This is a genomic window from Burkholderia theae, assembly GCF_048565265.1.
Classification (GTDB): domain Bacteria; phylum Pseudomonadota; class Gammaproteobacteria; order Burkholderiales; family Burkholderiaceae; genus Burkholderia; species Burkholderia theae.
The window spans coordinates 1,389,064-1,412,792 of sequence record NZ_CP183461.1; the positions used below are offsets into that span (position 1 = coordinate 1,389,064).

Here is a 23,729-nt window from a genome sequence, read left to right on the forward strand (position 1 = left end):
AGTGAATAATAACTTGAAATTTGACTAATGATTTGCGGTCGCCGATAAAGGAGGGGTGCCGCAGCGTGCGGCGCGAGGCCGCGCCAGACGGCTGCCATCACGATATTGCGCGTCGCGTCGCAGCGGCGCGCGTCAGGAGCCCGCATGACCCAGTCCCGTTCCTCCACCCCCCAGCCGGGACGCGCCGCGACGGCCGCGTTCATCGGCACGATGATCGAGTGGTACGACTTCTACATCTACGCGACCGCTGCCGCGCTCGTGTTCGGCGAACTCTATTTCCCGTCGCACGACCCGTTCGTCAGCACGATGGCGTCGTTCGCGACGTTCGCGGTCGGCTTCTTCGCGCGCCCGCTCGGCGGCGTCATCTTCGGTCATCTCGGCGATCGCATCGGCCGCAAGAAGGCGCTGATGACGACACTGATGATGATGGGTGTCGCGACCGTCTGCGTCGGGCTGCTGCCCGATTATTCGAAGGTGGGCGTGCTCGCGCCGGTGCTGCTCGTCGCGTTGCGCGTCGTGCAGGGGATCGCGGTTGGCGGCGAATGGGGCGGTGCGGTGCTGATGGCGGGCGAGCACGCACCGCAGGGGCGCCGCACGTTCTTCGCGTCGTTCGCGCAGCTCGGCAGCCCGGCCGGGCTGATCCTGTCGCTGATCGCGTTCCGCGCGGTCACGTCGATGGACAAGGCCGACTTCCTCGCGTGGGGCTGGCGCCTGCCGTTTCTTGCGAGTTCGGTGCTGCTCGTGGTCGGCATCCTGATCCGGCTCGGCGTGAACGAGTCGCCGGAATTCGCGCGCGTGAAGGAAGCGAACCGCACGGTGAAGCTGCCGGTCGCCGAAGTGTTCCGTTCCGCGTCGGGGCTCGTGTTCCTCTGCATCGGCGCGAACACGATCGGGATCGCGGGCGTCTATTTCACGAACACGTTCATGATCGCGTACACGACGCAGTACGTCGGCGTATCGCGTTCGCTGATCCTCGACAGCCTGTTCGCGGTCGCGATCATCCAGTTCGTCGCGCAGCCGATCGCCGCATGGACCGCTGAGCGCATCGGCGGCGCACGCTTCCTGAAGCTCGCGGCGCTGCTCGCGATGCTGTCGCCGTATCCGATGTTCATGCTCGTGCAGGGCGGCACGTCCGTGTCGCTCGTCGCGGGCATCGCGCTCGCGGTGGTGTGCATGGCCGGTTTCTATTCGGTGATCGCGGGTTTCGTGAGCGAGGTGTTTCCCGCGCATGTGCGCTATTCGGCGATCTCGCTTGCGTACCAGATCTGCGGCGCGCTCGCGGGTGGCCTGACGCCGCTCGTCGGCACGTGGCTCGCGCATCGCTTCACGGGCCAGTGGTGGCCGCTCGCGGTGTTCTACACGTGCCTCGCCGGCATCTCGCTGCTTTGCATCGTCGCGCTCGACGCGCGCCGCGCGGCGCAACCGGCCGCCGCCGAAGCGCTCGGCTCACATTGAATATCAACGAAAGCATTCATCCGGAGTACGTATGGAACACCTGCTGGAAATCGACGGCGCCCGTTTGTGGCAGAGCCTGGCGGACATGGCGCGCGTCGGCGCGACGCCGCGCGGCGGCGTGCGGCGCCTCGCGCTCACTGATGACGACCGGCGCGGGCGCGACCTGTTCGCGCAGTGGTGCCGCGACGCGGGGATGACGGTGAGCGTCGACGCAGTCGGCAACCTGTTTGCGCGGCGCGACGGCGCCGATGCGCACGCCGCGCCGGTGCTGATCGGCAGCCATCTCGACACGCAGCCCGAAGGCGGCCGCTTCGACGGTGTCTACGGCGTGCTCGCCGCGCTGGAGCTCGTGCGCACGCTGAATGACGCGGGCATCGTGACCGGCAAGCCGCTGGAGATCGTGTCATGGACCAACGAGGAGGGCGCGCGTTTCGCGCCGGCGATGCTCGGTTCGGCCGTGTTCACCGGCGCGTTGCCGCTCGCCGACGCGCTCGCGAAGCAGGACGCCGACGGCGTCACGCTCGGCGCGGCACTCGACGCATGCGGCTATCGCGGCACACGCGCGACGGGCGGCGCGGTCGATGCGTATTTCGAGGCGCATATCGAACAGGGGCCGGTGCTCGAGGCGAGCGGCGCGACGATCGGCATCGTCACGGGCGGGCAGGCGATCCGCTGGCTCGACGTGACCGTGACGGGCGTGGCCGCGCATGCGGGCACGACGCCGATGCCGTATCGCAAGGATGCGTATTTCGCGAGCGCGCAGATGGCGCTCGAACTGGAACGGATCGTCGCCGGTCATGCGCCGCGCGGGCTTGCGACGATCGGGCAGGTCGGCATCCGCAACGCGTCGCGCAACACCATTGCCGGCGACGTGACGTTCACGGTCGACCTGCGTCATCACGACGATGCCGAAGTCGATGCGATGGAGCGCGACTTGCGCGATGCGTGCGCGCGCGTCGCTGCGGCGCGTGGCGTGCAGGTCGCGATCGACACCTGCTGGCGCAGCCCGGCGACGCCGTTCGATCGCGACTGCGTGGAACAGGTCGCGCAAGCGGCGGCCGCGTTCGGCTACACGAACGAACGGATCGTCAGCGGCGCCGGCCACGACGCGATCCTGCTCGCACGCCGCTTCCCGACCGCGATGGTGTTCATCCCGTGCGTCGACGGCCTGTCGCACAACGAGGCCGAGGATGCGCTGCCCGACGACGTGACGCGCGGCACGAATGTGCTGCTCCACGCGGTGCTGGCGCGTGCAGGCGTTGCTGCGCGCGTCGAAGCGGCAGCGACCGCACCGGGTGCATGACGCGGCGAACCGACGAGGACGAACGATGAAAACCTATTTCCATCCCGAACAACTGCTGCACCATCCGCGCAGCTACCTGTCGCGCGGCCAGATGCGCGAACCGCAGGAAGTGCCCGAGCGCGCGGCGCGGCTCGTCGCGGCCGTCCGGTCGCTCGACTTCGACGTGTGCGAGCCGGCCGACCGCGGCACCGCGCCGATCGCGGCCGTGCACGACATGAACTACCTGCGCTTTCTCGAGGACGCGCATCGCGACTGGAAGCAGATGCCCGACGACTGGGGCGACGAAGTGATGTCGAACGTGTTCGTGCGCGATCCGAACCCGCTGCGCGGCGTGCTCGCGAAAGCCGCGCGCTACCTTGCCGACGGCAGTTGCCCGATCGGCGCGAACACGTGGCGCGCCGCGTACTGGTCCGCGCAGGGTGCGCTCGCGGCTGCCGCCGACGTCAACGACGGCGCACGCGAAGCGTACGCGTTGTGCCGGCCGCCGGGCCATCACGCGCGCCGCGACGCGGCCGGCGGCTTCTGTTACCTGAACAATGCGGCGATCGCCGCGCAGTCGCTGCTCGGCCGCCATCGCCGGGTCGCGATCCTCGACACCGACATGCATCACGGGCAGGGCGTGCAGGAGATCTTCTACGGCCGCGATGACGTGCTGTACATATCGATCCATGGCGATCCGACCAACTTCTATCCGGTCGTCGCGGGTTACGAAGAAGAGACGGGCGCGGGCGCGGGCGACGGCTTCAACCTCAACCTGCCGATGCCGCACGGTTCGCCGGAATCGGCGTTCTTCGCACGGCTCGACGACGCGCTGCGTGCGCTCGCGCGGTTCCAGCCCGATGCGCTCGTGCTCGCGCTCGGCTTCGACATCTACAAGGACGACCCGCAATCGCAGGTCGCCGTCACGACCGACGGCTTCGGGCGGCTTGGCGGCGCGATCGGCGCGCTCGGCCTGCCGACGGTGATCGTGCAGGAGGGCGGGTATCACCTCGAAAGCCTCGAGGCGAATGCGCGTGCGTTCTTCGGCGGGTTCGCCGCCGCGCGCTGATCGATTCAGCGGGGGCCGGATCGGGTGCGCGCGGCTTCACGTTTTCCGCGCGCACGCGGATAATTCGCGCATGTTCTGGACGGATGCACGAAGGAGGGCCGAACGATGAACGCAACCGGCCGAATCAAACACGGCACGCTCGCGCTCGCGGCGCTGGGCGCATGGTCGCTCGCCGGCGGTACCGAGCCGTCGATTCCGCTGCGGGTCAGTCTCACCATTCCGGAAATCTGCACGATCGGCGCGGGCGCGCGCGAGGCCGCCGATGCGGACATGCCGAGCGTCAGCTGCGTGCACGGCACGCCGTTCGTGCTGAGCCGCGCGCCGCTGCCCGACGTGCGAACGGCGCCGCGCAGCGTCGGTGCGGGCGCGCCGCCCGCGTGGACCGTCACGTTCTGAACGGCTCCCTTTCCCGCTAGAAGCTGATCGTCGCGGTGATCTTGTCGCTGTAGTTGCCGGGCGCGGGCGTGGTCTGCGCCGGCACCGCGCCGTATACGGTCACGACCTGCGACGTGCCCGTGCCGACGCCCGTGACCGTCGAGCTGCCGCCCGTGCCGTCGCCCCACGCGATCGAGCGCGCGGCGTCCGTGTAAAGCCCGTAACCGATCGTGCCGCCGCCGCCGCTGCGCTGCATCTGGCGCGCCGTCACATTGCCGGTGCCGCCGCCGTCCAGCGCGATCTTCCATGAGTCGCCGTTCGTGCATTGCGCGGTGATCGAGCCGGTCGCCGCGAGTGCGCCCGATAGCAGGCTCGCGGTGCCGAAGCTGACGTTGGTCGAGCTGATGGTGCAGTCGTTGATGACGTTCGCGGTGGCCGTGAACGGGAAGGTGCCGCTCGACGTCGTCAGCGATGCGCAGGTCGGCGCGCCGAGCAGGTAGAACCCCGTGTTGATCGACGTCGTGGTGCCGCTGAACAGCTGCGAGTAGGTCGTGGTGCTGTTGCCGGTGGTCGGCACGGTCGGCTGGTTCGCGGCGATCTGCCCATACACCGTGACCGTCGCGCTTGCGCTCGTCGCGAGCGCGGGTTTGGTGAGCGTCACCGACGCGGGCGTCGTGCCGGAATACACGGAACCCCACGCGACCGAATGCGCGCCATCGAGATAGAGGTCGTACTGCATCGCGTTGCCGCCGTTGACGAGGCTGCGCGGGCTCGTGCCGCCGAGATTCAGGCACACGAGCACGTTCGGCGTCAGCGTGACGGCGGACCACGTGCACGTGACGCTGACGGTGCCGGTCGCGGTGACCGACGCGAGCGAGATCGGGCTGACCGAGCCGAAGCTCACCGTCGACGCGGTGGCCGTGCACGATTCGGCCTGCGCGTGGCGCGGCACGCCGCACCACGCGGCGAACGCGATTGCGAGCAGCAGGACGAGCCTCATGGCGCGGCCCGGCAGGTGAGCGGGCCGACGGTCGGCAGCGTGCCGTTGCCGGGCGTCGTGAACGCGAATTCCGCGACGCAGCGTTGTGTGCCGTAGTCGATCACGAGATGGTTGTCCTCCTTCAGTCCGTCGATGAACGTGAGCCCGTCGTAACCGACGATCGTGTCCGCGCCGCTTTCGGCGTGATGCACGCGCGCGCCGGCCGGCAGCGGGCGGCCGGCCGCGTCGCGCAGGATCACCGACGCCGCGCGATAGCGCGATACGCCGAAATGCGCGACGACGCCCGATTGCGCTTGCGGCACGACCGTCATCGACGTGCGGGCGATTCGCGCATCGGCGGGCAGCTTCATCGAATCGATCGCGACCTGGTTGTTCTGGTACGCGTTCAGGTCGGGCACGAGCAGGTGTCCCGCGCGATCGGTCGTGCCGATCACGCGGTTCTCGTGCAGCACCGGGATGCCCGCGACGCCATCGGTCGACACGAGCGCGAAGCCGTCGTCGATCCGGCGCGACAACTGCAGGCTGCTATCCATGAACACCAGCGCGCCGCTGACGTCGAGCGACGCGCCGGTCTGGCGGTCGATGGTCTGCGCGGCCGCGATGACCTCGCCCGCATGGCCGAGATAGCGCAACTGCGCCTGCCGATACGGCACCGCGCCGGTGCCGCCGGTCTGCGCACCCCAGCCCCAGCCGCCGTCGTAGTCGGGCGGGCGGCTCGCGTCGACGGTGTAGTTCGACTGGCCGCGCTGGCGGCCGACGGTCGCGTTGATCGACGTGTTGCGGCCGAGCCCGATGTTCAGCGACACGAACGCGCCGTTCGTGCCCTGCTGCGCGAAATCGCGGTAGGCGCTCACGCTCAGTGACGCGAGATCGCCGAGGCTCAGCGTGTACGACACCGTGCCGATCCGCGCGCTCGGGCCTTGCGGCAGCCGGAAGCCGATATAGCTGAGCGACAGCGTCTGGCGGTGCATGAACGGCAGCGCGAGCGTCGCCTGGTCGGTCGCCGACGGCACCGACGCGCCTTCGCGCGACGCGAGATCGCCGTAGCGGCCGAAGGCGCGGATGGTCTGCGCGTTGATCGAGAAGCGCGGTGCGATCAGCTGGTAGCCGACGCTCACCTGCGTGCCCGGAAAACGGCCGACACTGCCCGCGACCGCGCCGCTCACGACGCCCGCATAACCGAGACGCATCAGCGCACCGACGCCGGTGTTGAGCACGCCGCCGGCCGCTTCCGCATGCCCCTCGACGGTCAGCGCGTCGCTGATGCCGCGCCGCATCGAGCCGCTGACGGCTGGCCGCGCGTCGTAGTCGAACGACTGCAGCCCATAGTTGCGGCGCAGGAAGCCGGCTTCGAACGAATAGCTCGACAGCCCGGGGGACAGCATGCGCGTATCGACGTAGAGCGGCACCGAGGTCGCGACGGTGCGCCCGAGCGCGTCGCGCGTGATGACGGTCGCCTGGCCGGCGCCCGTGATACCCGGCACGTCGTGGATGATGAACGGGCCGCTCGGCACGTTGCCGGTGTACTGGCGCACGTTGTTGATGTACAGGTCGACCGCCGACGGCACGGCGGCGGAGCCCGCGAGCGACGGGATCGGGAACGTCACGAGATCGGGCCGCAGCGCGAAGTTGCTGCGCCACTGGAAGCCGCCGAGGCGCACCGCGCGCGTCCACGCGAGCGATCCCGAGATCGCGTCGCCGATCTGCGTCGTGCTCGGCCGTGCCGGGTCCGAATGGCTCCACGATGTCTCGAAGCGCGTGTAACGCCGCTCGCCGTTGTAGAAGGTCGCGGTGCCGGTGCTATTGAACACGCCGTTCGGATCGAAGTAGCGCACGTCGGTGTAGAGCGAGAACTGCCAGTCGCCGATCGTCTGCGCGTATGCCTCGTAGTTGATCGCGATCCCGCGCGACGCGGTGGCCGCCTGCGTGGCCGGCAACGCGCGGCTGTCGACCGCGTACGGGCGGCGCAGCGTGTCGGGCATCTGCAGGTCGATGCTCTGGCGCGCCACGTCGTAGCGGTAGCGCAGGCCGGGAATCGTGTCGAGATCGACCGTCGCCGCGTCGGCGATGCCGAGCCGGTCGGTCGCGAAACCGATCGTGCGCAGGTCGGCGCCGCTCGCAGACAGGTGGCCGTCGCGTTCGCGGAAGTGCGCGAGCAGCGCGGTGCTTTCGCCGTTGACGCTGACTTCGAGGATCACGTCGTGCACGCTGTCGGTCATCACGAGCGCCGTGGGTTCGTCCGCGCGCGCGTAGCCGGGGGCGAGCAGGCCGCTGGCCACGGCGGCCGCGAGCACGGCGCGCGCCGCGCGTCGCGGCGTTCCGCGTCCGATGGCCGGGAACGGGCCGGCGCGTGGCGAAGGGGAAGGGGCCGGGCGGCGCACCGGCGGTCTAGCCCGGCGGCTCCACCGCGACGACCGCGCTGGCCGGTTGCGAATTGACGGCCGCGCGCACCGTGACCTTGCCGCCGAGCGCGACGCCGGCCGGCAGCGGCACGCTCCACTGGCTGGTGCGGCCCGCGAGCGCGTAGCCGAGCAGCCCGTGCGTGAGCGGGTACGCGTGGCCGTCGCCGGTCACGAGCTCGACCGACGCCAGTTGCGCGCGGCGCGCGCCGCCGTTGCGCACGCGCAGCACCCAGCCGCCGTTGCTGCGCAGCAGCGTCCAGTCGAGCTGCGGCGCGCCGTTGCTCGCGGGCTCGACGAATACCGGAATCGAGTAGCGCAGCCGGATCGACACACCGTTGGTCGATGCCTCGCCGGGCTGCGGCAGCTCGTCGATCAGCAGCCGGTAGCTTTGCTCGATACCGGACGGCGTGCGCGACGCGCGCACGACACGGATCAACTGCTCGGACTGCGTGCCGACCTCGATCAGCGGCGGGCTCGCGACGAGATCCTGCGTGGGCGTCAGCCTGTCCTGGCCGTCGGCCTGGTCCCAGCGGAACACGCGCACCTGCCCGTACACGGGGCGCTCGCCCGAATTGCGCAGCGTGATGCCGGTAGCCGTGTCGTCGGTGCCGAATTCGATCGTGACGGGGGAAATCTGCAGCGACGCGGCGTGCGCGGCGCCGGCCGCGCACAGCAGCGCGGCGAGCGTTCGACGTATTGCGGTCATGCGAGGCGGCGCCGGTCAGAAGTAAACGGTTGCGGTGACGGTCGTCTGATAGGTGTCGGGCTTCGGCGTCGTCTGTGTGGGCACCTGACCGTAGACGGTCAGTGACTGCGCGGTGCCCGAGCCGGTGCCGGCCACCGTGTCGGTGCCTTGCGTGTTGCCCCAGATCGTCGTGTGTCCGGCATCCTGGTAGAGCTGGAAGCCGACGGTCGTCGACGTGTTGCCGGTCGCCGTGCCGGCCATCAGGCGGCTCGAGACGGTCGACCCCGCGACCTGGCCCGCGTCGAGACCGACGTTGTACGGTGTCGTATTGGTGCAGGTGACGCTCAAGGTCGTCTGCTGGTTGATCGCGGCGGACAGCACGCCGTTGGTGCCGAACGCCAGCGGATTCGCGGTGATCGCGCAGTTCGGCTGCAGCGTCAGCGTGACGTTGAAGGTGGAGGTTGAAGTGCCGTTCGAATAGATGGCAGCGTCGGCGGCGGGCGTCGCAAGGCCGATTGACAATGCGAGCGACAAAACCGTGGAAGCGATGGCGACTTTCACAATGGTCCCCCGTCGATTTGTTTTTCATTGGATTTGTGCCGCGCGTTGTTTGCCACGACTTCATTAATCCTGATACGAATCGGCGAATCTTTCAATCTCAAAGTTTGAGTTGTTTCATTTTGTCACGGTCGAATTTTTCTTTATGTTAATAAAAACTGGAAGTATTGCGTTTTTCGATTTTGTCTTGCGCGAATCGAGCGAAAGTTTTCCTGCGAACCGGCAATGGGTATGTGACTCATGTAGGGTGTGACACGATTTTCATGAATGACATCGATTATTGAATCATTTAATAAAAAATCGGAAACCAATGCGCTTGATGGAATGGGTTGGCGGCGAATTATTTGAGCGGATTGAACCGATTCCAGTAATCCGGTGAATGGATTTGATTTTCGCGGTGACGGAGTGCAGCGATATTCCGGATTTTTTTTGATTGAAGAATCGGGGATTACGGATCGACAGCTGAAAACGAACACGGCCGCATTGCGCGGCCGTAGGCAGGTGGACACTATTGGACGCCGGTCCGACGTATCGCGATTACGAATTCGCGGTGGCCGGCGTGCGGCGGCGCTGCGCAATCTGCAGCATGACGAGCGCGAGTCCGGCCGCGGCGATCAACCCGCCGACGAGCGGCACCGCCGCGTAGCCGAAGCCGGCCGAGATCGCCGCACCGCCGGCTGCCGCGCCGACCGCGTTGCCGAGGTTGAACGCGCCGATGTTGACCGCCGATGCGAGCCCCGGCGCTTCGTGGGCCGCGCGCATCACGCGCATCTGCAGCGGCGGCACGACCGCGAACGTCGCGACACCCCAGACGAGCAGCGTGACGGCGGCGCCCGCATGCGTACTGGCGAGCAGCGGGAACGCGGCCATCGTCGCGATCAGCAGCAACAGGAAGCCGATCAGCGTGCCGTCGAGCGAGCGGTCGGCGAGGCGTCCGCCCGCGATGTTGCCGATCGAGAAGCCGACGCCGATCAGCACGAGCATCGCGGTCACGAAACCGGGCGTCGCGCCGGTCAGGTGTTCGAGCGTCGGCGCGACATACGTGTAGAGCGTGAACATCGCACCGGCGCCGAGCACCGTCGTCCCGAGCGCGCCGAGCACGACCGGTCGCGTCAACACCGACAGTTCGGCGCGCAGGTCGGGCATCTTGCCGGCTTCACCCTTCGGCAGCGCGGCGAACAGCCCGGCGATCGCGACCAGGCCGAGGCCCGCTGTTGCCACGAACGACATGCGCCAGCCGATGATCTGGCCAAGCCAGGTCGCGGCCGGCACGCCGCCGACGTTCGCGATCGTCAGCCCCATGAACATCGTCGCGACCGCGCTGGCCTGCTTTTCGCGCGGCACGAGGCTGGCCGCGACCACCGAGCCGAGCCCGAAGAACGCGCCGTGGTTGAGGCTCGTCACGAGGCGCGCGAGCAGCAGCGTCGTGTAGTCCGGCGCGACCGCCGACAGCAGGTTGCCGATCGTGAAGATCGACATCAGGGCGATCAGCGCCGAACGGCGCGACCAGCGCGCGAGCAGCAGCGTCATCAGCGGCGCGCCGACCATCACGCCGATCGCATAGGCGCTGATCAGCATGCCGGCCTGCGGGATCGACACGTGCACGCCGTCGGCGATCACGGGCAGCAGGCCCATCGGCGAGAACTCGGTCGTGCCGATGCCGAACGCACCGGCGGCGAGCGCCAGCAGCGGCAGCGCGGCACTGCCGCCCGGGCGGGAAGGGGAAGAAGTCGTGGCGTTCACGCGATGGGCTCCTGTATTCGAGAGGCAGCGGCACGGAGCCGTTGCGGATAGCGCGAAGTGTGCCCGCATTACTTTTGCGGAAAAAGCCGCATTCGAAGGAAATTATCTTGATTTCATGTCAACAATGCGAGGCACGTGCGCATGCGCGCGAGACTCACTGACGGTGCTCGGGCGGGGCAGGAGAGCGATGGAGCCTTTCGGGAACGACTTTCGTAACGAATTAGGGAGGTTCATCGCCCGGCGAATCGCGATCCGATGGCGGTTCGCAATCGATCGATGGCAGACCCGCGCGACGATTCGGGCATCGTTCGGCGACCGCGCGGTCGGGCAGATCCGGCCGGCTGTTCAAGCGCCGGTCATACGCGGCGCGAACATCGCCTCCTGGCTGAAAGTGCTTTGTCGGCAAGGCGTGCGGGAAAAAAAGCCCCGGCCACAGGGGGACCGTGACCGGGGCGGAAACGCATCCTCTCTTTGGCACGAGGGTTGGATGCGTGCGAAGTATATTTCGGCACATGACAATTCGAATGGGCGTTAAACGGCCGTTTTTGGTGCCAATTTAAAAATGCCGGCGCTGCGGCATCCGTCGTCATCGTTTGGAGAGATTTTTAGTAGGCACGATGCCGTTGTTTAGCGCGTCAGCACGGCTAAATCGTCGCTTTAACGGATATCGGAATCCGCTCGTCAATCGGAGACGCGAATCGCGATCGCAGGATCGCTTGCCCGACGCGCCCGGCGTTCGGCGTCCGACACCCGGTCAATCCGGCGCACCGGCCGCGTCGCGTACGGCCGCGAGAAACCGCGCGACGACCGGCGACGGTACGGTCGCCGCGCCGTCGAACACGAACTCGATGTCGAAGCGGCTCGCGAGCTCGTCGAGCGCGACGAGCCGGACCGTGCGCGGGCAGGTGGGCGACGCGCTTTCCGGCACGAACGCACAGCCCATCCCGGCCGCGACGAGGCCGATCAGCGTCGGGATGTCGCTGCCGATCTGCGCGATACGCGGCGTGAAGCCGGCCTGCTGGCACTGCGCCATCAGGAACCGGTGGTGCGCGGCCGAGCGCTGCGCGTCGAACCAGACGAACGGCTCGTTCGCGACGTCGGCCAGCGTACGCGGCGTGCCGACGCGTCCGCCCGGCGGCGCGGGCATCGCGAGCACGAAGCGGTCGCTCAGCAGCCGCACACCCGACAGGTGCGGCGCCTCGTCACGACGCCACGCCATGATCCCGCCGTCGAGCTGGCCGCGCACCAGCGCGTTCGCCTGTTCGGCCGACAGCATCGGCGCGATCGACAGCTTCACGTCCGGGCATGCATCGCGAAACGCCTTGAGGACGTTCGCGACGACCGGCAGCGGCAGGCAGTTCGGCAGCGCGCCGAGCCGCAATTCGCCGAGCTGGCCGGCCGCGCTGCGCAACGCGCGCTCACGGCTGTCCTGCAGCGTTGCGAGCAGGCCGGTCGCGTCCTGCAGGAAGCTCGCGCCGGCCGCCGTGAGCGTGACGCCCGTGGCACGGCGGATCAGCAGCGGCGTGCCGATCGCGTCCTCGAGTTCGCGGATCTGCCGCGACAGCGCGGGCTGGACGATGCCGGCCGCGCGGGCGCCGCCCATCACGCTGCCGGCTTGCGCGACGGCCACGAAGTAGCGCAGGTGACGCAGTTCGATCTGGCGCATGCGGTGTCCATTCCGGTTCGTTGATATACCTGTGGAGCATAACAAACGTCATCCGATGGTATTGGAAGGCATGGCGGGCGTGCCGTACGATGGCCGTCATTGCCGCGCTGACTCGCTCACGAGTCGCGTGCGTTCCCTTCGTTTCCCTCTCGCCGCGTCCGATCCCATGCCGCTTCATATCCCGACCCCTTATATCCGCTCGCAAATCGCGTCCCGCCGGCTCGGCAGGACCATCCGGCTGAAGCTCGATGCGCTGCAGCCGTCGGGCTCGTTCAAGCTGCGCGGCATCGGCGCCGCCTGCGAAGCGCGGCATGCGGCCGGCGCGCGGCGGTTCGTGTCGTCGTCGGGCGGCAACGCGGGCATCGCCGTCGCGTATTGCGGCCGCGAACTCGGCGTGCCGGTGCTCGTCGTCGTGCCGGAAAGCGCGTCGGCCCGCGCGCGCGAGCTGATCCGCGTCGAAGGCGCGGAGCTCGTCGTGCACGGCGCGAGCTGGGCCGAGGCGAACGCGTTTGCGCAGTCGACCCTCGGCGAGCACGACGCGTTCGTGCATCCGTTCGACGACCGCGTGCTGTGGCAGGGCCACGCGACGATGATCGACGAGATGGCGGCGGCCGGTCCGAAGCCCGACGCGGTCGTGCTCGCGGTCGGCGGCGGCGGGTTGCTGTGCGGCGTGCTCGAAGGGCTGGCGCGCAACGGCTGGCACGACGTGCCGGTCGTCGCGGCCGAAACGGAAGGCGCCGACTGCTATGCGCGCTCGCTTGCGCAGGGGCGTCCCGTCGAATTGCCGGCGATCACGAGTATCGCGACGTCGCTCGGCGCGAAGCGGCCGTGCGACGCGGCAGTCGAATGGGCGACGCGCCACGAGATCCATCCCGTTGTCGTATCCGATGCCGAAGCGGTGGCCGCGTCGCTGCGGTTTCTCGACGAACACCGGATCGTCGTCGAGCCCGCGTGCGGTGCCGCGCTGGCCGCGCTCGAGCGGCCGGTGCCCGTGCTGGCGTCGGCAAAGGAGATCGCCGTGATCGTCTGCGGCGGCGTGACGGCGACCGTCGAGGATCTGCAGACGCTGCGCGCGAAGCTGCGGTAAGCGGGGAGGCGGTGCGCGGGTTGGTCGGGTAACGGCCGGGTGGTTATTGGCTTCGATGACCGTGGGCGTCTGCCTCGCGTGGGCTGACACGACGCGTCACGGTCGCTTTCCCGTTGAGGCAATGATGGCTAGGCAGTCGGCAGGCAGCCGGAGGCGCGGGATTTTCTGCGGAGAATGACGGGGAGGGAGAGCGCATCGTCGCGCTGCGCCGGATGCGGGCCAGCGCGACGATATGGACGGCCTGTCAGGACGGCCTGTCAGGACGGCCGGTCAGTTCGCGGCTGGTGCGCTCGCACCGGACGGTGCTGACGACGAGGCGGGGTTGGCGGCGGCAGGCGCCGGCGTTTTGTCCGCCGGCGCAGGCGATGCGCTCGAAGGCACGGATACCGGTGCGGGCGCAGATGCCGCGGCGGCAGGTGCAGCCGATACCGGCGTAGCTGCGGCCGGCGCCGAAACGGCAGGCGTCGATGCCGCGACGGCCGGCGCCGAAACAGGGCCCGAAGTGGGCACAGGCGTGGAAGCCGACGCAGGAGCCGAAGCCGCCACAGCCGCCGATGCGGCCACCGCCCCCGAAGCCCCCGCCGGCGCGGCAGCACGCATCGCAGCCGGCACGACGACGGCCGACGCAGCAGCCGGCGCGACATTCGCACCCGATTCAGGCGCCACGCCCGGCACCGAAAGCGGCACCGGCGCCGCGGGCGGCGTCGGCACGACCGGCGTCGTCATCTTCATCGGTTCGCCTTGCGGCGTCGGCGCGGGTTCGGGCAGCGGCGTGACGGCTTCCTTCTCGGCGGCCTTCACGGTCGCGCGATCGCGGCGGGCCGGGTCGATCTTCAGGAAATGGTCGACGAGATTGAAGAAACGCTCATAGAACACGCCGGCGGGAATCGTCTCGCTCGCGGTCTTGACGAGCGCATCGTCGCTCGACCCGATCGGCAGCGACAGCGAGCCGAACACGCTCAGGCCGACGCTGGCCGACGTATTCGACTTCTTCAGCGTGTAGCGGTCCTGCACCGCGTTCACGTACGCGATGCTCGACGAGCCGTCCGCGTTCGCATCCGCGCACACGACGTGAAACTCGATCACGACGTGCATGTCGTTGTTCGGCTGGAAATTCTTGCTGCCGTCGACCGCGTCGTTGCGCGACGACGACACGACGTAACCCTGGCTCAGCAGCGCGCGCCGCGCGGCCTCGCAGGTCGCGTCGGATTTCGAGTGGAACGTATGCGCATACGGGCTGGTCGTCGCATCGAACTGTTCCTGCTGGTAGATCGGCTTGGGCGGCGACGAGCACGCCGCCAGCACGGTCGCGGCCGCGAGCGCGCACGAAACGGAAAACAGGCGAAATCGGTTGTGCATGGCGTCTTTCAGAAGGCTCGCGAGATGTCGCGCAATGGCGGTGCGTGGATGATGCGCGCGGCAATCTCGTATGGCCGGGGCGTCATTATAGTTTCGTTTGATGTCGCGCTCGCTTCAGCCGGCCGGCGCGGCGCGCGTCATGGCGAGCAATTGCGACGTCAGCGGATGGTGTTCGCCGCGCCGCGAGCGGATCGCGTGGATCTCTTCCGTCACGTCGCCCGCACGCCCGAGCCGCCTGAGGCCGCGCAGCAGCGACGCATCGTTCGCGCCGAGCTCGCTCAGCGGAAACACGCCGAGGCCGCGCGCCGCGAACACGGCCATCAGCGCGCTGTCCTCGAATTCCCCGGCCACGCGCGGCACGATCCGCTCCGCTTCCAGCCACTGGTCGAGGCGCGCGCGCAGCGCCGAATGCGCGGTCGGCAGCAGCACGGGCAGGTCGGCCAGGCACTGCGGAAAGCGTTGCCGCGCGGCCGGTGTGACGAGCGCCGCGGGCCCGTACCAGTCGACCGGCGACGCGACCAGCCGCTCGCTCGTCACGCGCAGGTTCGAACCGGACGGCGCGCCCTGGCCGGCCAGCACGAGATCGAGGTGATGCAGCGCGAGTTCCGCGAGCAGCGCATCGTGCTCGCCCTCGTGGCACAGCAGCCGCAGCGTGGGCGTGTCGAGCACCGGGGCGAGGATCGCGTGCGCGGCGAGCTTCGAGATGCCGTCGGCGAGGCCGACCGCGAGCCGCACGGTCGGCTGGCTGGCCGCCGCGCGCACTTCGTCGGGAATCAGCCGCCCCATCTCGAAGATCACCTCCGCGCGCGCAAATGCGGCCTGGCCCGCGTCGGTCATCGTGACACCGCGCCCGGCCGGGCGCAGTAATTGGTGCCCGAGCGATTTCTCGAGTTCGCGCACCTGCGCGCTGATCGTCTGCACGGCCATGTCGAGCCGCCCGGCCGCGCGCGCGAAGCCGCCTTCCTTCACGACGACCCAGAAATAGTACAGATGTCGGAAATTCAGCATCGGATCGATATATCGGAAAAACCGAACCTAAATTCAGATTCTCTCTGATTTTTCCGAAGTTCGGGGCGGAATATCATCGGGCTTTCCACTTTCGTATCGGCCCATTTCATGGACTACCTGCTGACGCTTGCCGCCGACCCCGCCGTCTGGGCCGCGCTCCTGACGCTCGTCGTGATGGAAGTCGTGCTCGGCATCGACAACCTGATCTTCATCTCGATCCTCAGCAACAAGCTGCCCGAAGCGCAGCGCGCCCGCACGCAGCGCCTCGGCATCGCGCTCGCGCTCGTGATGCGGCTTGCGCTGCTCGGCAGCGTCGCGTGGATCGCGAGCCTGACCGAACCGGTGTTCACGCTGTTCGACCACGCGTTCTCGTGGCGCGACATGATCCTGCTGTCGGGCGGCCTGTTCCTCGTATGGAAGGCGACCACCGAGATCCATCATCACGTGTCGCACGACGGCGAAGGCGCGGGCGGTTCCGGCGGCGCGGCCGGCCTGACGGTGTGGGCCGCGATCGGCCAGATCGTGATGCTCGACATCGTGTTCTCGATCGACAGCATCGTGACCGCGATCGGCATGACCGAGCACGTCCCGATCATGTTCGTCGCGGTGATCGTCGCGGTGGCCGTGATGCTGTTCGCCGCGCAGCCGCTCGCACGCTTCATCGACCGCAATCCGACCATCGTGATGCTCGCGCTGTCGTTCCTCGTCGTGATCGGCATGACGCTGATCGCCGAAGGCTTCGGTTCGCACGTGCCGAAGGGTTACATCTACGCGGCGATGGCGTTCTCGGCGTTCGTCGAGGGCATGAACATGCTGGCGCGGCGCGCGAAGTCGAAGCGCGCGGCGCGGGTGGAAGGCCGTTGAGCGGGCGCGTGCGAGGCCGGCCACGATGGCGGCCGGCTCGCGCGCCTGCATCCGGAATGCGTACGTCAATCGCACGAAAAGGAGAAACGCGATGAAATGTCCTGTCTGCAAGACGCCCGACCTGCTGATGGCCGAGCGCCAGTCGATCGAGATCGACTACTGCCCGACGTGCCGCGGCGTGTGGCTCGATCGCGGCGAACTCGACAAGCTGATCGCACGCGAGAGCGGCGACGCGCCGGCACGTCGCGACGAGGCGCCCGCGCCGCGCGTCGCCGACGCACCGCGCGATCGCGATGGTTGGGGGCGCGACGGTCGTTCGCACGACGACCGCCACCGGCACGACGGCCAGCGCCGCCGCAAATCGGTGTTCGACCTGTTCGATTTCGATTGATTGCGACTGCGACGCGCTCGCCCGCGCGTCGCCCGTTGCAAAAAAGCCCCGCCCGGCATCGCGCCGGGGCGGGGCTTTTTCATGCGCGTCGCGTGACGCGTGACGACGTGCGACGACGCTTACGCGTTGCCGGCCGTCACGTCGATGCGTCGCGGGCGCGTTTCCTCGCGGCGCGGAATCGTCAGCGTCAGCACGCCGTCGCGCAGGTTCGCGTCGATCCGCGACGTGTCGAGGTCGGGGCTCAGCACGAACGTGCGCGCGTAGCGCAGCGCGCGGACTTCGGCGTGCCGCACACGCAGGTCGGCGGACGTATCGATACGCGTGTCGGCTTCGATCGTCAGCGTGTTGTCGTGCACCTTCACGTCGAGGTTCTCGCGCGGCACGCCGGGCAGGTCGGCCCGCAGCGTCACGCCGAGAGGGTTCTCGACGATGTCGACGGCCGGCGTGATCGCGGGCCGGCGCGCGGCTTCGGCGGCGGCAGGGTGGACGGTGCTCGTGTGGCGCTCGGCCAGGGTCGGGTTCGTGTTCATGTCGGTATCCTGAATATTACTGAACAGTAATGGCACGCGGCTTCGATGCCTCGCGACGGCCCACGCGAATCAGCAGGCAGCCGTTTTCGTAGCGGGCGCTGACTTGATCGGGATCCGCGTCCCGCGGCAGCTCGACGACGCGTCGGAACGTGCCGTGAAAGCGCTCCTGCGCATACGTACGCACATCGTCGCTTTCGCTGCGCGGCGCGGGCTTGCGCTCGCCGCTGATCGTCAGCAGGTCCTTGTCGATCGACACGTCGAAGTCGGTTGCGGCCATGCCGGGCGCGAACGCGACGATCTCGATCGCGTCGTCGGTGGCGCCGACGTCGAGCGCGGGAAATGAACCCGGCCGCACCGCGCGGATGCCGGACGGGCGCTCGCCGAACAGGTTCGCCACCTGCCGCTGCACGCGGGTGAATTCGTCGAACAGGTCGTTGCCGAAATGAATACCGCTCATGTTGATCCTCCGGAACAGGAAACGCGGGAGACGTGACGACGCGACGCCTGCGGCGGGCGCGACGGGGTGCTCCACTGGGTCGAAACGGGGGCAGTGCGTTGCATGGAGCACTGCCCGGCAACGGGTAATTAGTGGCCACTGCCGCGCATTTCAAGAGGGAAATTGCAACTTGCGTCAACGCGTGCCCGCGCGATTCGATGCGACAATCGCCGCGCACTATCCGCAGACCAACGACACGGGACAACCATGGACATTCAACGCATCGCGATCGTCGGCGCCGGCGTGATCGGCGCGAGCTGGGCGGCTTTCTACCTGACGAAGGGCTTCGACGTCGTCGCGACCGATCCGGCGCCGCAAGCCGACGCGCGATTGCACGAAGCGCTCGCCGCGTTTCTCGGCGAGCGCGCCGGCGAGCTTGCCGCGCGGCTGACGTTCGATGCCGATCTCGTGCGCGCGCTCGACGGCGTCGATTTCGTGCAGGAGAGCGGCCCCGAACGGCTCGACCTGAAGCGTGCGCTGTACCGGCAGATGGACGACGTGCTGCCCGCGCACGTGCCGATCGCGTCGAGCTCGTCGGGCCTGAAGATGTCCGACATCCAGAGCGCGTGCGCGAAGCATCCGGAACGCTGCCTGATCGCGCATCCGTTCAATCCGCCGCACCTGATTCCGCTCGTCGAGCTGGTCGGCGGCGACGCGACCGGCAAGGACGTGATCGCGCGCGTGAAGGACTTCTACGATGCGCTCGGCAAGCAGACGATCGTCCTCAACAAGGAGATGACCGGCCACGTCGCGAACCGGCTCGCGGCCGCGCTGTTTCGCGAGGTGTATCACCTCGTCGGCGAAGGCGTCGTGAGCGTGGCCGATGCGGACAAGGCGGTCGCATGGGGCCCCGGCTTGCGCTGGGGGCTGATGGGGCAGTGCCTGACCTATCACCTCGGCGGCGGCGCGGGCGGGATCGCGCACTTTCTCGAACACCTGTCGGGGCCGATCACGAGCTGGTGGGACGACCTCGGCACGCCTTCGTTCGATCCGGACGTCGATCGCAAGCTGAACGACGAACTGCACGCGATCCAGGGCGAGCATTCGATGCAGGAACTGGCGGCCGAGCGCGACCGGCTGCTCGTCGAGCTGATCGACGCGCGGCGCCGCAGCTTTCTGCCCTGATCGCGATGCCGCGCCGTGTATCGGCGGGGCCGCGACCGGTTACTGCTGTGCCGCCGTTTGCGGGGTCTGTGGCGTCTGCGCGAGCCATGCGGGGCTCGCGGCCTGCACGAGTTCGCGGTTGCGCGCGCGCGTCGCGGCGCTCGGCGGATAGTTGCCGTCGTTCGTCGGCAGTTCGCCGTCGAGATAGGCCTGCTTCAACTGGGCGATGACTTCCGCGCGCGTCAGGCCCTGCTCGGGCGCCGCGGCGTCGGTCTGGGCAAAGGCGGGGGACAGCAGGGCGGCTGCGGCGGTCGCGACGGCGAATCGCAAGACGTTCATGGTGCGCTCCGATCAAGGGGACGGGACACCGGATGCGCACGGCACCATGCCGTGCGTTCCGATGGGCCCCATTGTCGCGAGCGGGTGCTGCGCGGACGATGACGCGTTCCGGGCAAAGCTGCCAATTGCGGGTGCGCCTGCGCGTGTGCGCGCCGCGCCCGGTACGGTTACAACTCCGCCGCCGCCGTGATCAGCGTGGCTTCGAGCGCGAGCGTCGAGCGCGACGCGGCCGCCGGCCGGTCGATCACGTATTCGAGTTCGCCGAGTTCGGGCAACCCGGCGTCGAGCCGCGCGAGCCCGGCCGGAATCACGTAGCCGGCGAACGCGCTGACGCCGAGCCCCGCGCTCGCGGCCGCGCGCAGTACCGCGACGCTGCTGCTCACGACCGCGATCCGGTACGGCCGCCCGATGGCCTCGAGCGATTCGAGCACGCGGCGGCGCGACACGCTCGGTTCCGGATGCATCGCCAGCGGCAGCACGGTCTCGTGGCCGGTGATCCGCGAATCGGGGCCCGTGCACCAGTACAGCGGCTCGCTGCGGATCACGCGGCCGCGCCGGCTGCCCGCGATGCGCTTCGCGAACACGAGATCGTGCCGCCCCTCGTCGAGCGCGTCGAACAGGTCGCCCGACAGCCCGGTCGAGATCGCGAGCTCGACATCCGGATTGCGCTGCACGAAGCTCGCGAGCGCGGCCGTCAGGTGCGCCGACGCGAAATCCTCCGACATCGCGAGCCGCACCTTGCCCGACAGCGGCGGCCCGCACACCGACGTGACGGCTTCGTCCATCAGTTCGAGAATGCGCACCGCGTAGCGGAACAGCGCGTCGCCGTGCTGCGACAGGTGCACGTTGCGTGTGTCGCGCTCGAACAGCGGCCGGTCGAGCAGCTCCTCGAGCCGGCGGATGTGCTGGCTGACGGTCGACTGCGACAGGTTCACGCGCTCGGACGCGGCGGTGAAACTGCCGGACTGGGCGACGGCGACGAAGCTGCGCAGCAGCTCGGGCGGTAACGGACGCATTGCTAAATCCACTGAATCGGTTTCGACAACTTCATAAATGGCCGGAGATTGCGGGGCTAGTATCGGATCACGCCCCGGTGCGGCCCGCGCAACGGGACGAACCGGACGCGCAACCCGCGTCGTGCCCCGGAGCTGTATCGGTCAGTCTACGGCATCCGGCGTTCGGCCCGAAACCGCATCATCCCATCGACCGCCCGAGAACGCGCCCGCACGACGGGCCGCCGGGCCGCGGCGCACCGCCGCAGGAGACAGTCCGCGCACGGGATCGACGTGCGGGCCTGCCTCCCGCACGCGTCAGGCGCCCGTCACGAAGAGACTGGAGACGACTCATGATCATCTACGGAACCGCGCTGCTGGCGTTCTGCCACCTGGCCGGACTGTTCCTCGGCGACCTGCTGGGCACCGCGATCGGCGTGAAGACCAACGTCGGCGGCGTCGGCATCGCGATGCTGCTGCTGATCTGCCTGCGGCTGTGGCTGCACCGGCGCGGCTGGCTGCCGAAGGAAACCGAGGCCGGCGTCGGTTTCTGGGGTGCGATGTACATCCCGGTCGTCGTCGCGATGGCCGCGAACCAGAACGTCGTCGCCGCGTTGAAGGGCGGCCCCGTCGCGCTGCTGGCCGCCGTCGGCGCGGTCGCGATCTGCGCATGCTGCATCGCGGTACTCGTGCGCACCGGGCGCGACGACACGGCCTTCGCGGGCGTGCCGCAATTCGAAGAACAGTAACGGAGGCCGCCATGCTGCAGATGCTCGAAAAAGTCGTCGCCCATAACGGGCTCGTCGCGTCGTTCGCCCTGGTCGGCCTGATCATGTGGCTGTCGTCGATCGCGTCGCGCAAGCTCACGTTCGGCCGCGTGCACGGCTCCGCGATTGCGATCGTGATCGGTCTCGCGCTCGCGTATGTCGGCGGGGCGTTCACCGGCGGCGAGAAGGGGCTCGCCGACGTGCCGCTGTTCGCGGGCGTCGGCCTGATGGGCGGTGCGATGCTGCGCGATTTCGCGATCGTCGCGACCGCGTTCGAAGTGCAACCGACCGAAGCGCGCAAGGCCGGGCTCGTCGGCGTCGTATCGCTGCTGCTCGGCACCGTGCTGCCGTTCATCGTCGGCGCGTGCATCGCGCGCGCGTTCGGTTATACCGACGCGGTCAGCATGACGACGATCGGCGCGGGCGCCGTCACCTACATCGTCGGGCCCGTCACGGGCGCGGCGATCGGGGCGAGTTCCGACGTGATCGCGCTCAGCATCGCGACGGGGCTGGTGAAGGCGATCATCGTGATGGTCGGCACGCCGGTCGCGGCGAATTTCATGGGCCTGAAGACGCCGCGTTCCGCGATGATCTTCGGCGGCCTCGCGGGCACCGTCAGTGGCGTGAGCGCGGGGCTCGCCGCGACCGACCGCCGGCTCGTCCCGTACGGCGCGCTGGTCGCGACGTTCCATACGGGCGTCGGCTGCCTGCTCGGCCCGTCGGTGCTGTTCTTCACGACGCGCGCGCTGGTCGGCGCGTAGGGCCTCGCGACGCGGCCGGCGCGACGCGAATCGCGTGCGGGCCGCATCCATCGCGGCGTCCTCTGAGTCGCATTCGTCAACATCATCAATCGGCGGCGGCGCCAGGCTTAGAATGCCGCTGAACCATCGAAGCGGAGAACTGTTCATGACGGGATGGAATCACGCGCGGCAGGCGCGCGATGCACGCCTCGCGGCCGGCGCGGCTTACGCGCAGGGCAAGCGGGTCGATGCGCGCGACACCGTGGCGTTGCTCGAAGCGGTGCTGCGGCCTGGCGACCGCGTCTGCCTCGAAGGCGACAACCAGAAGCAGGCCGACCTGCTCGCGACGGCGCTCGCCGACGTCGACAGCGCGAAGGTGCACGACCTGCACATGGTGCAGTCGGGCGTCGTGCTGCCCGAGCATCTCGACGTGTTCGAGCGCGGCATCGCGAAGCGTCTCGATTTCGCCTATTCGGGCCCGCAGTCGCAGCGGATCGCGAAGCTGCTGTTCGGCGGCAAGATCGCGCTCGGCGCGGTGCACACCTATCTCGAGCTGTTCGCGCGCTACTTCATCGACCTCACGCCGCACGTCGCGCTGATCGCCGCGGTCAGCGCCGATCGCGACGGCAACCTGTACACCGGCCCGAACACCGAGGACACGCCGACCGTCGTCGAGGCCACCGCGTTCAAGGACGGCATCGTGATCGCGCAGGTCGACCGCATCGTCGACAAGGTGCCGCGCGTCGACATCCCCGGCGACCGCGTGCATTTCGTCGTCGAGGCCGGCCGGCCGTTCTACGTCGAGCCGCTGTTCACGCGCGATCCGGCCGCGATCACCGAAACGCAGATCCTCACCGCGATGCTCGCGATCAAGGGCATCTACGAACCGTACGGCATCAAGCGCCTGAACCACGGGATCGGCTTCAACACGGCCGCGATCGAGCTGCTGCTGCCGACCTACGGCGAGAAGCTCGGGCTGAAGGGCAAGGTCTGCACGCACTGGGCGCTCAATCCGCACCCGACGCTGATTCCCGCGATCGAGTCGGGCTGGGTCGAGCAGGTCCATTGTTTCGGCTCCGAGGTCGGGATGGACGAGTACATCCGCGCGCGTTCCGACGTATGGTTCACGGGCCCCGACGGGTCGCTGCGCTCGAACCGCGCGTTCTGCCAGACAGCCGGCCTCTACGCGTGCGACATGTTCATCGGCTCGACGCTGCAGATCGACCTGTCGGGCCATTCGTCGACGGTCACGGCCGAGCGGATCGCCGGCTTCGGCGGCGCGCCGAACATGGGCAGCGACGCGCGCGGCCGGCGCCATCCGAGCGAGCCGTGGCTGAAGGCCGGCGCGGAAGCCGACCCCGACACGCCGGCGCCGCTCAGGCGCGGCCGCAAGCTCGTCGTGCAGATCGGCGAGACCTTCGGCGACAAGAACGTGCCGATGTTCGTCGAGAAGCTCGACGCGCTGAAGCTGGCCGACAAGCTGCAGCTCGACCTCGCGCCGATCATGGTCTACGGCGACGACGTCACGCACATCGTCACCGAGGAAGGAATCGCGAACCTGCTGATGTGCCGCGACAAGGACGAGCGCGAGCATGCGATCCGCGGCGTCGCCGGTTATACGGACATCGGGCGCGGCCGCGACCGGAAGATGGTCGAGCGGCTGCGCGAGCGCGGCGTGATCCGCCGCCCGGAGGATCTCGGCATCGATCCGCTCGACGCCGACCGCCGCTGGCTCGCCGCGCGTTCGATCAAGGATCTCGTGCACTGGTCGGGCGGGCTTTATGCGCCGCCGGCCCGGTTCCGCAACTGGTGAGGAA

The 23,729-nt window shown here is 68.6% G+C and carries 23 protein-coding genes; 11 read left to right on the top strand and 12 right to left on the bottom strand.

Annotated elements, in window-relative coordinates; genetic code table 11:
* The first annotated feature begins 144 nt into the window (after window positions 1-144).
* The 4 genes from ACN22W_RS06475 to ACN22W_RS06490 all read left to right on the top strand — a co-directional run bounded on the left by ACN22W_RS06475 (window position 145) and on the right by ACN22W_RS06490 (window position 4,202).
* Window positions 145-1,455: an MFS transporter gene (locus tag ACN22W_RS06475; protein ID WP_419686862.1), complete on the top strand. Its 1,311-nt coding sequence runs from the start codon at window positions 145-147 to the stop codon at window positions 1,453-1,455.
* A gap of 31 nt (window positions 1,456-1,486) precedes the next feature.
* Window positions 1,487-2,758, top strand: a complete 1,272-nt coding sequence (locus ACN22W_RS06480) for a Zn-dependent hydrolase (protein WP_419686863.1) — start codon at window positions 1,487-1,489, stop codon at window positions 2,756-2,758.
* A gap of 25 nt (window positions 2,759-2,783) precedes the next feature.
* Window positions 2,784-3,806, top strand: a complete 1,023-nt coding sequence (locus tag ACN22W_RS06485) for a histone deacetylase family protein (RefSeq protein WP_419686865.1) — start codon at window positions 2,784-2,786, stop codon at window positions 3,804-3,806.
* A gap of 105 nt (window positions 3,807-3,911) precedes the next feature.
* Window positions 3,912-4,202: a hypothetical protein gene (locus ACN22W_RS06490; protein WP_129514186.1), complete on the top strand. Its 291-nt coding sequence runs from the start codon at window positions 3,912-3,914 to the stop codon at window positions 4,200-4,202.
* Between the two features lie 16 nt (window positions 4,203-4,218).
* On the opposite strand, the gene ACN22W_RS06495 is transcribed toward ACN22W_RS06490, so the two are convergent.
* From ACN22W_RS06495 to ACN22W_RS06520, 6 genes are all read right to left on the bottom strand, one after another.
* A complete protein-coding gene (locus ACN22W_RS06495; RefSeq protein WP_419686867.1) occupies window positions 4,219-5,181 on the bottom strand; it encodes a spore coat U domain-containing protein in 963 nt (320 codons plus the stop codon).
* Window positions 5,178-7,562, bottom strand: a complete 2,385-nt coding sequence (locus ACN22W_RS06500) for a fimbria/pilus outer membrane usher protein (RefSeq protein ID WP_419686868.1) — start codon at window positions 7,560-7,562, stop codon at window positions 5,178-5,180. The genes ACN22W_RS06495 and ACN22W_RS06500 overlap by 4 nt, the downstream gene beginning before the upstream one ends.
* A gap of 7 nt (window positions 7,563-7,569) precedes the next feature.
* Entirely contained in the window at window positions 7,570-8,289 is a 720-nt protein-coding gene (locus ACN22W_RS06505) for a molecular chaperone (RefSeq protein WP_419686870.1), read from the bottom strand.
* A gap of 15 nt (window positions 8,290-8,304) precedes the next feature.
* On the bottom strand, window positions 8,305-8,802 hold the full coding sequence (locus ACN22W_RS06510; RefSeq protein WP_412023406.1) for a spore coat U domain-containing protein: 498 nt from the start codon (window positions 8,800-8,802) through the stop codon (window positions 8,305-8,307).
* Window positions 8,803-9,363: 561 nt separating this feature from the next.
* The gene (locus ACN22W_RS06515) at window positions 9,364-10,569 is read right to left on the bottom strand and encodes an MFS transporter (protein WP_419686872.1); all 1,206 of its coding nucleotides are present in this window, start codon (window positions 10,567-10,569) and stop codon (window positions 9,364-9,366) included.
* A 754-nt stretch (window positions 10,570-11,323) separates the two neighbouring features.
* A complete protein-coding gene (locus tag ACN22W_RS06520) occupies window positions 11,324-12,235 on the bottom strand; it encodes a LysR family transcriptional regulator (RefSeq protein ID WP_419686874.1) in 912 nt (303 codons plus the stop codon).
* 166 nt (window positions 12,236-12,401) lie between these two features.
* On the opposite strand from ACN22W_RS06520, the gene ACN22W_RS06525 reads away from it, so the two are divergent.
* Window positions 12,402-13,322 carry a pyridoxal-phosphate dependent enzyme gene (locus ACN22W_RS06525; RefSeq protein WP_419686875.1) on the top strand — a complete coding sequence of 307 codons (921 nt, stop codon included), beginning with the start codon at window positions 12,402-12,404 and terminating at the stop codon, window positions 13,320-13,322.
* A 270-nt stretch (window positions 13,323-13,592) separates the two neighbouring features.
* Here ACN22W_RS06525 and ACN22W_RS06530 read toward each other — a convergent pair whose 3' ends face one another.
* Together ACN22W_RS06530 and ACN22W_RS06535 are read right to left on the bottom strand one after the other, a co-directional pair.
* The gene (locus ACN22W_RS06530) at window positions 13,593-14,681 is read right to left on the bottom strand and encodes a DUF2242 domain-containing protein (protein WP_419686876.1); all 1,089 of its coding nucleotides are present in this window, start codon (window positions 14,679-14,681) and stop codon (window positions 13,593-13,595) included.
* Window positions 14,682-14,795: 114 nt separating this feature from the next.
* Window positions 14,796-15,689, bottom strand: a complete 894-nt coding sequence (locus tag ACN22W_RS06535) for a LysR family transcriptional regulator (protein ID WP_343491663.1) — start codon at window positions 15,687-15,689, stop codon at window positions 14,796-14,798.
* A 108-nt stretch (window positions 15,690-15,797) separates the two neighbouring features.
* Between ACN22W_RS06535 and ACN22W_RS06540 the strand changes: the two genes are divergently transcribed.
* Entirely contained in the window at window positions 15,798-16,553 is a 756-nt protein-coding gene (locus ACN22W_RS06540) for a TerC family protein (protein WP_129514195.1), read from the top strand.
* Between the two features lie 91 nt (window positions 16,554-16,644).
* The gene (locus tag ACN22W_RS06545) at window positions 16,645-16,944 is read left to right on the top strand and encodes a zf-TFIIB domain-containing protein (protein WP_129514196.1); all 300 of its coding nucleotides are present in this window, start codon (window positions 16,645-16,647) and stop codon (window positions 16,942-16,944) included.
* Window positions 16,945-17,063: 119 nt separating this feature from the next.
* Here ACN22W_RS06545 and ACN22W_RS06550 read toward each other — a convergent pair whose 3' ends face one another.
* Both ACN22W_RS06550 and ACN22W_RS06555 read right to left on the bottom strand, forming a co-directional pair.
* Complete coding sequence (locus ACN22W_RS06550; RefSeq protein ID WP_419686877.1) at window positions 17,064-17,474, bottom strand: Hsp20/alpha crystallin family protein; 411 nt, start codon at window positions 17,472-17,474, stop codon at window positions 17,064-17,066.
* 16 nt (window positions 17,475-17,490) lie between these two features.
* Window positions 17,491-17,931 (bottom strand): Hsp20/alpha crystallin family protein, encoded by a 441-nt coding sequence (locus ACN22W_RS06555; RefSeq protein ID WP_419686879.1) that lies wholly within the window; start codon window positions 17,929-17,931, stop codon window positions 17,491-17,493.
* A 246-nt stretch (window positions 17,932-18,177) separates the two neighbouring features.
* Between ACN22W_RS06555 and ACN22W_RS06560 the strand changes: the two genes are divergently transcribed.
* Complete coding sequence (locus ACN22W_RS06560) at window positions 18,178-19,095, top strand: 3-hydroxyacyl-CoA dehydrogenase NAD-binding domain-containing protein (protein WP_419686880.1); 918 nt, start codon at window positions 18,178-18,180, stop codon at window positions 19,093-19,095.
* Window positions 19,096-19,134: 39 nt separating this feature from the next.
* Here the strand turns inward: ACN22W_RS06560 and ACN22W_RS06565 are convergent, their stop codons facing one another.
* Both ACN22W_RS06565 and ACN22W_RS06570 read right to left on the bottom strand, forming a co-directional pair.
* The gene (locus ACN22W_RS06565; protein WP_419686881.1) at window positions 19,135-19,413 is read right to left on the bottom strand and encodes a DUF4148 domain-containing protein; all 279 of its coding nucleotides are present in this window, start codon (window positions 19,411-19,413) and stop codon (window positions 19,135-19,137) included.
* A gap of 167 nt (window positions 19,414-19,580) precedes the next feature.
* Window positions 19,581-20,429 carry a LysR substrate-binding domain-containing protein gene (locus ACN22W_RS06570; protein WP_048242454.1) on the bottom strand — a complete coding sequence of 283 codons (849 nt, stop codon included), beginning with the start codon at window positions 20,427-20,429 and terminating at the stop codon, window positions 19,581-19,583.
* A gap of 329 nt (window positions 20,430-20,758) precedes the next feature.
* Between ACN22W_RS06570 and madL the strand changes: the two genes are divergently transcribed.
* The 3 genes from madL (at window position 20,759) to mdcA (ending at window position 23,725) form a co-directional block, all read left to right on the top strand.
* Window positions 20,759-21,154, top strand: a complete 396-nt coding sequence (madL, locus tag ACN22W_RS06575) for a malonate transporter subunit MadL (protein WP_048242453.1) — start codon at window positions 20,759-20,761, stop codon at window positions 21,152-21,154.
* A gap of 11 nt (window positions 21,155-21,165) precedes the next feature.
* Window positions 21,166-21,933: a malonate transporter subunit MadM gene (gene madM, locus ACN22W_RS06580; protein WP_193098073.1), complete on the top strand. Its 768-nt coding sequence runs from the start codon at window positions 21,166-21,168 to the stop codon at window positions 21,931-21,933.
* A gap of 145 nt (window positions 21,934-22,078) precedes the next feature.
* Complete coding sequence (gene mdcA / locus ACN22W_RS06585; protein ID WP_193098074.1) at window positions 22,079-23,725, top strand: malonate decarboxylase subunit alpha; 1,647 nt, start codon at window positions 22,079-22,081, stop codon at window positions 23,723-23,725.
* Window positions 23,726-23,729: the final 4 nt, after the last annotated feature.

Coding starts and splice junctions, on each gene's coding strand:
- ACN22W_RS06475 (WP_419686862.1), top strand. CDS start 145: ATGACCCAGTCCCGTTCCTCCACCCCCCAGCCGGGACGCGCCGCGACG.
- ACN22W_RS06480 (WP_419686863.1), top strand. CDS start 1,487: ATGGAACACCTGCTGGAAATCGACGGCGCCCGTTTGTGGCAGAGCCTG.
- ACN22W_RS06485 (WP_419686865.1), top strand. CDS start 2,784: ATGAAAACCTATTTCCATCCCGAACAACTGCTGCACCATCCGCGCAGC.
- ACN22W_RS06490 (WP_129514186.1), top strand. CDS start 3,912: ATGAACGCAACCGGCCGAATCAAACACGGCACGCTCGCGCTCGCGGCG.
- ACN22W_RS06495 (WP_419686867.1), bottom strand. CDS start 5,181: ATGAGGCTCGTCCTGCTGCTCGCAATCGCGTTCGCCGCGTGGTGCGGC.
- ACN22W_RS06505 (WP_419686870.1), bottom strand. CDS start 8,289: ATGACCGCAATACGTCGAACGCTCGCCGCGCTGCTGTGCGCGGCCGGC.
- ACN22W_RS06520 (WP_419686874.1), bottom strand. CDS start 12,235: ATGCGCCAGATCGAACTGCGTCACCTGCGCTACTTCGTGGCCGTCGCG.
- ACN22W_RS06525 (WP_419686875.1), top strand. CDS start 12,402: ATGCCGCTTCATATCCCGACCCCTTATATCCGCTCGCAAATCGCGTCC.
- ACN22W_RS06530 (WP_419686876.1), bottom strand. CDS start 14,681: ATGCACAACCGATTTCGCCTGTTTTCCGTTTCGTGCGCGCTCGCGGCC.
- ACN22W_RS06535 (WP_343491663.1), bottom strand. CDS start 15,689: ATGCTGAATTTCCGACATCTGTACTATTTCTGGGTCGTCGTGAAGGAA.
- ACN22W_RS06540 (WP_129514195.1), top strand. CDS start 15,798: ATGGACTACCTGCTGACGCTTGCCGCCGACCCCGCCGTCTGGGCCGCG.
- ACN22W_RS06545 (WP_129514196.1), top strand. CDS start 16,645: ATGAAATGTCCTGTCTGCAAGACGCCCGACCTGCTGATGGCCGAGCGC.
- ACN22W_RS06550 (WP_419686877.1), bottom strand. CDS start 17,474: ATGAACACGAACCCGACCCTGGCCGAGCGCCACACGAGCACCGTCCAC.
- ACN22W_RS06555 (WP_419686879.1), bottom strand. CDS start 17,931: ATGAGCGGTATTCATTTCGGCAACGACCTGTTCGACGAATTCACCCGC.
- ACN22W_RS06560 (WP_419686880.1), top strand. CDS start 18,178: ATGGACATTCAACGCATCGCGATCGTCGGCGCCGGCGTGATCGGCGCG.
- ACN22W_RS06565 (WP_419686881.1), bottom strand. CDS start 19,413: ATGAACGTCTTGCGATTCGCCGTCGCGACCGCCGCAGCCGCCCTGCTG.
- ACN22W_RS06570 (WP_048242454.1), bottom strand. CDS start 20,429: ATGCGTCCGTTACCGCCCGAGCTGCTGCGCAGCTTCGTCGCCGTCGCC.
- madL (WP_048242453.1), top strand. CDS start 20,759: ATGATCATCTACGGAACCGCGCTGCTGGCGTTCTGCCACCTGGCCGGA.
- madM (WP_193098073.1), top strand. CDS start 21,166: ATGCTGCAGATGCTCGAAAAAGTCGTCGCCCATAACGGGCTCGTCGCG.
- mdcA (WP_193098074.1), top strand. CDS start 22,079: ATGACGGGATGGAATCACGCGCGGCAGGCGCGCGATGCACGCCTCGCG.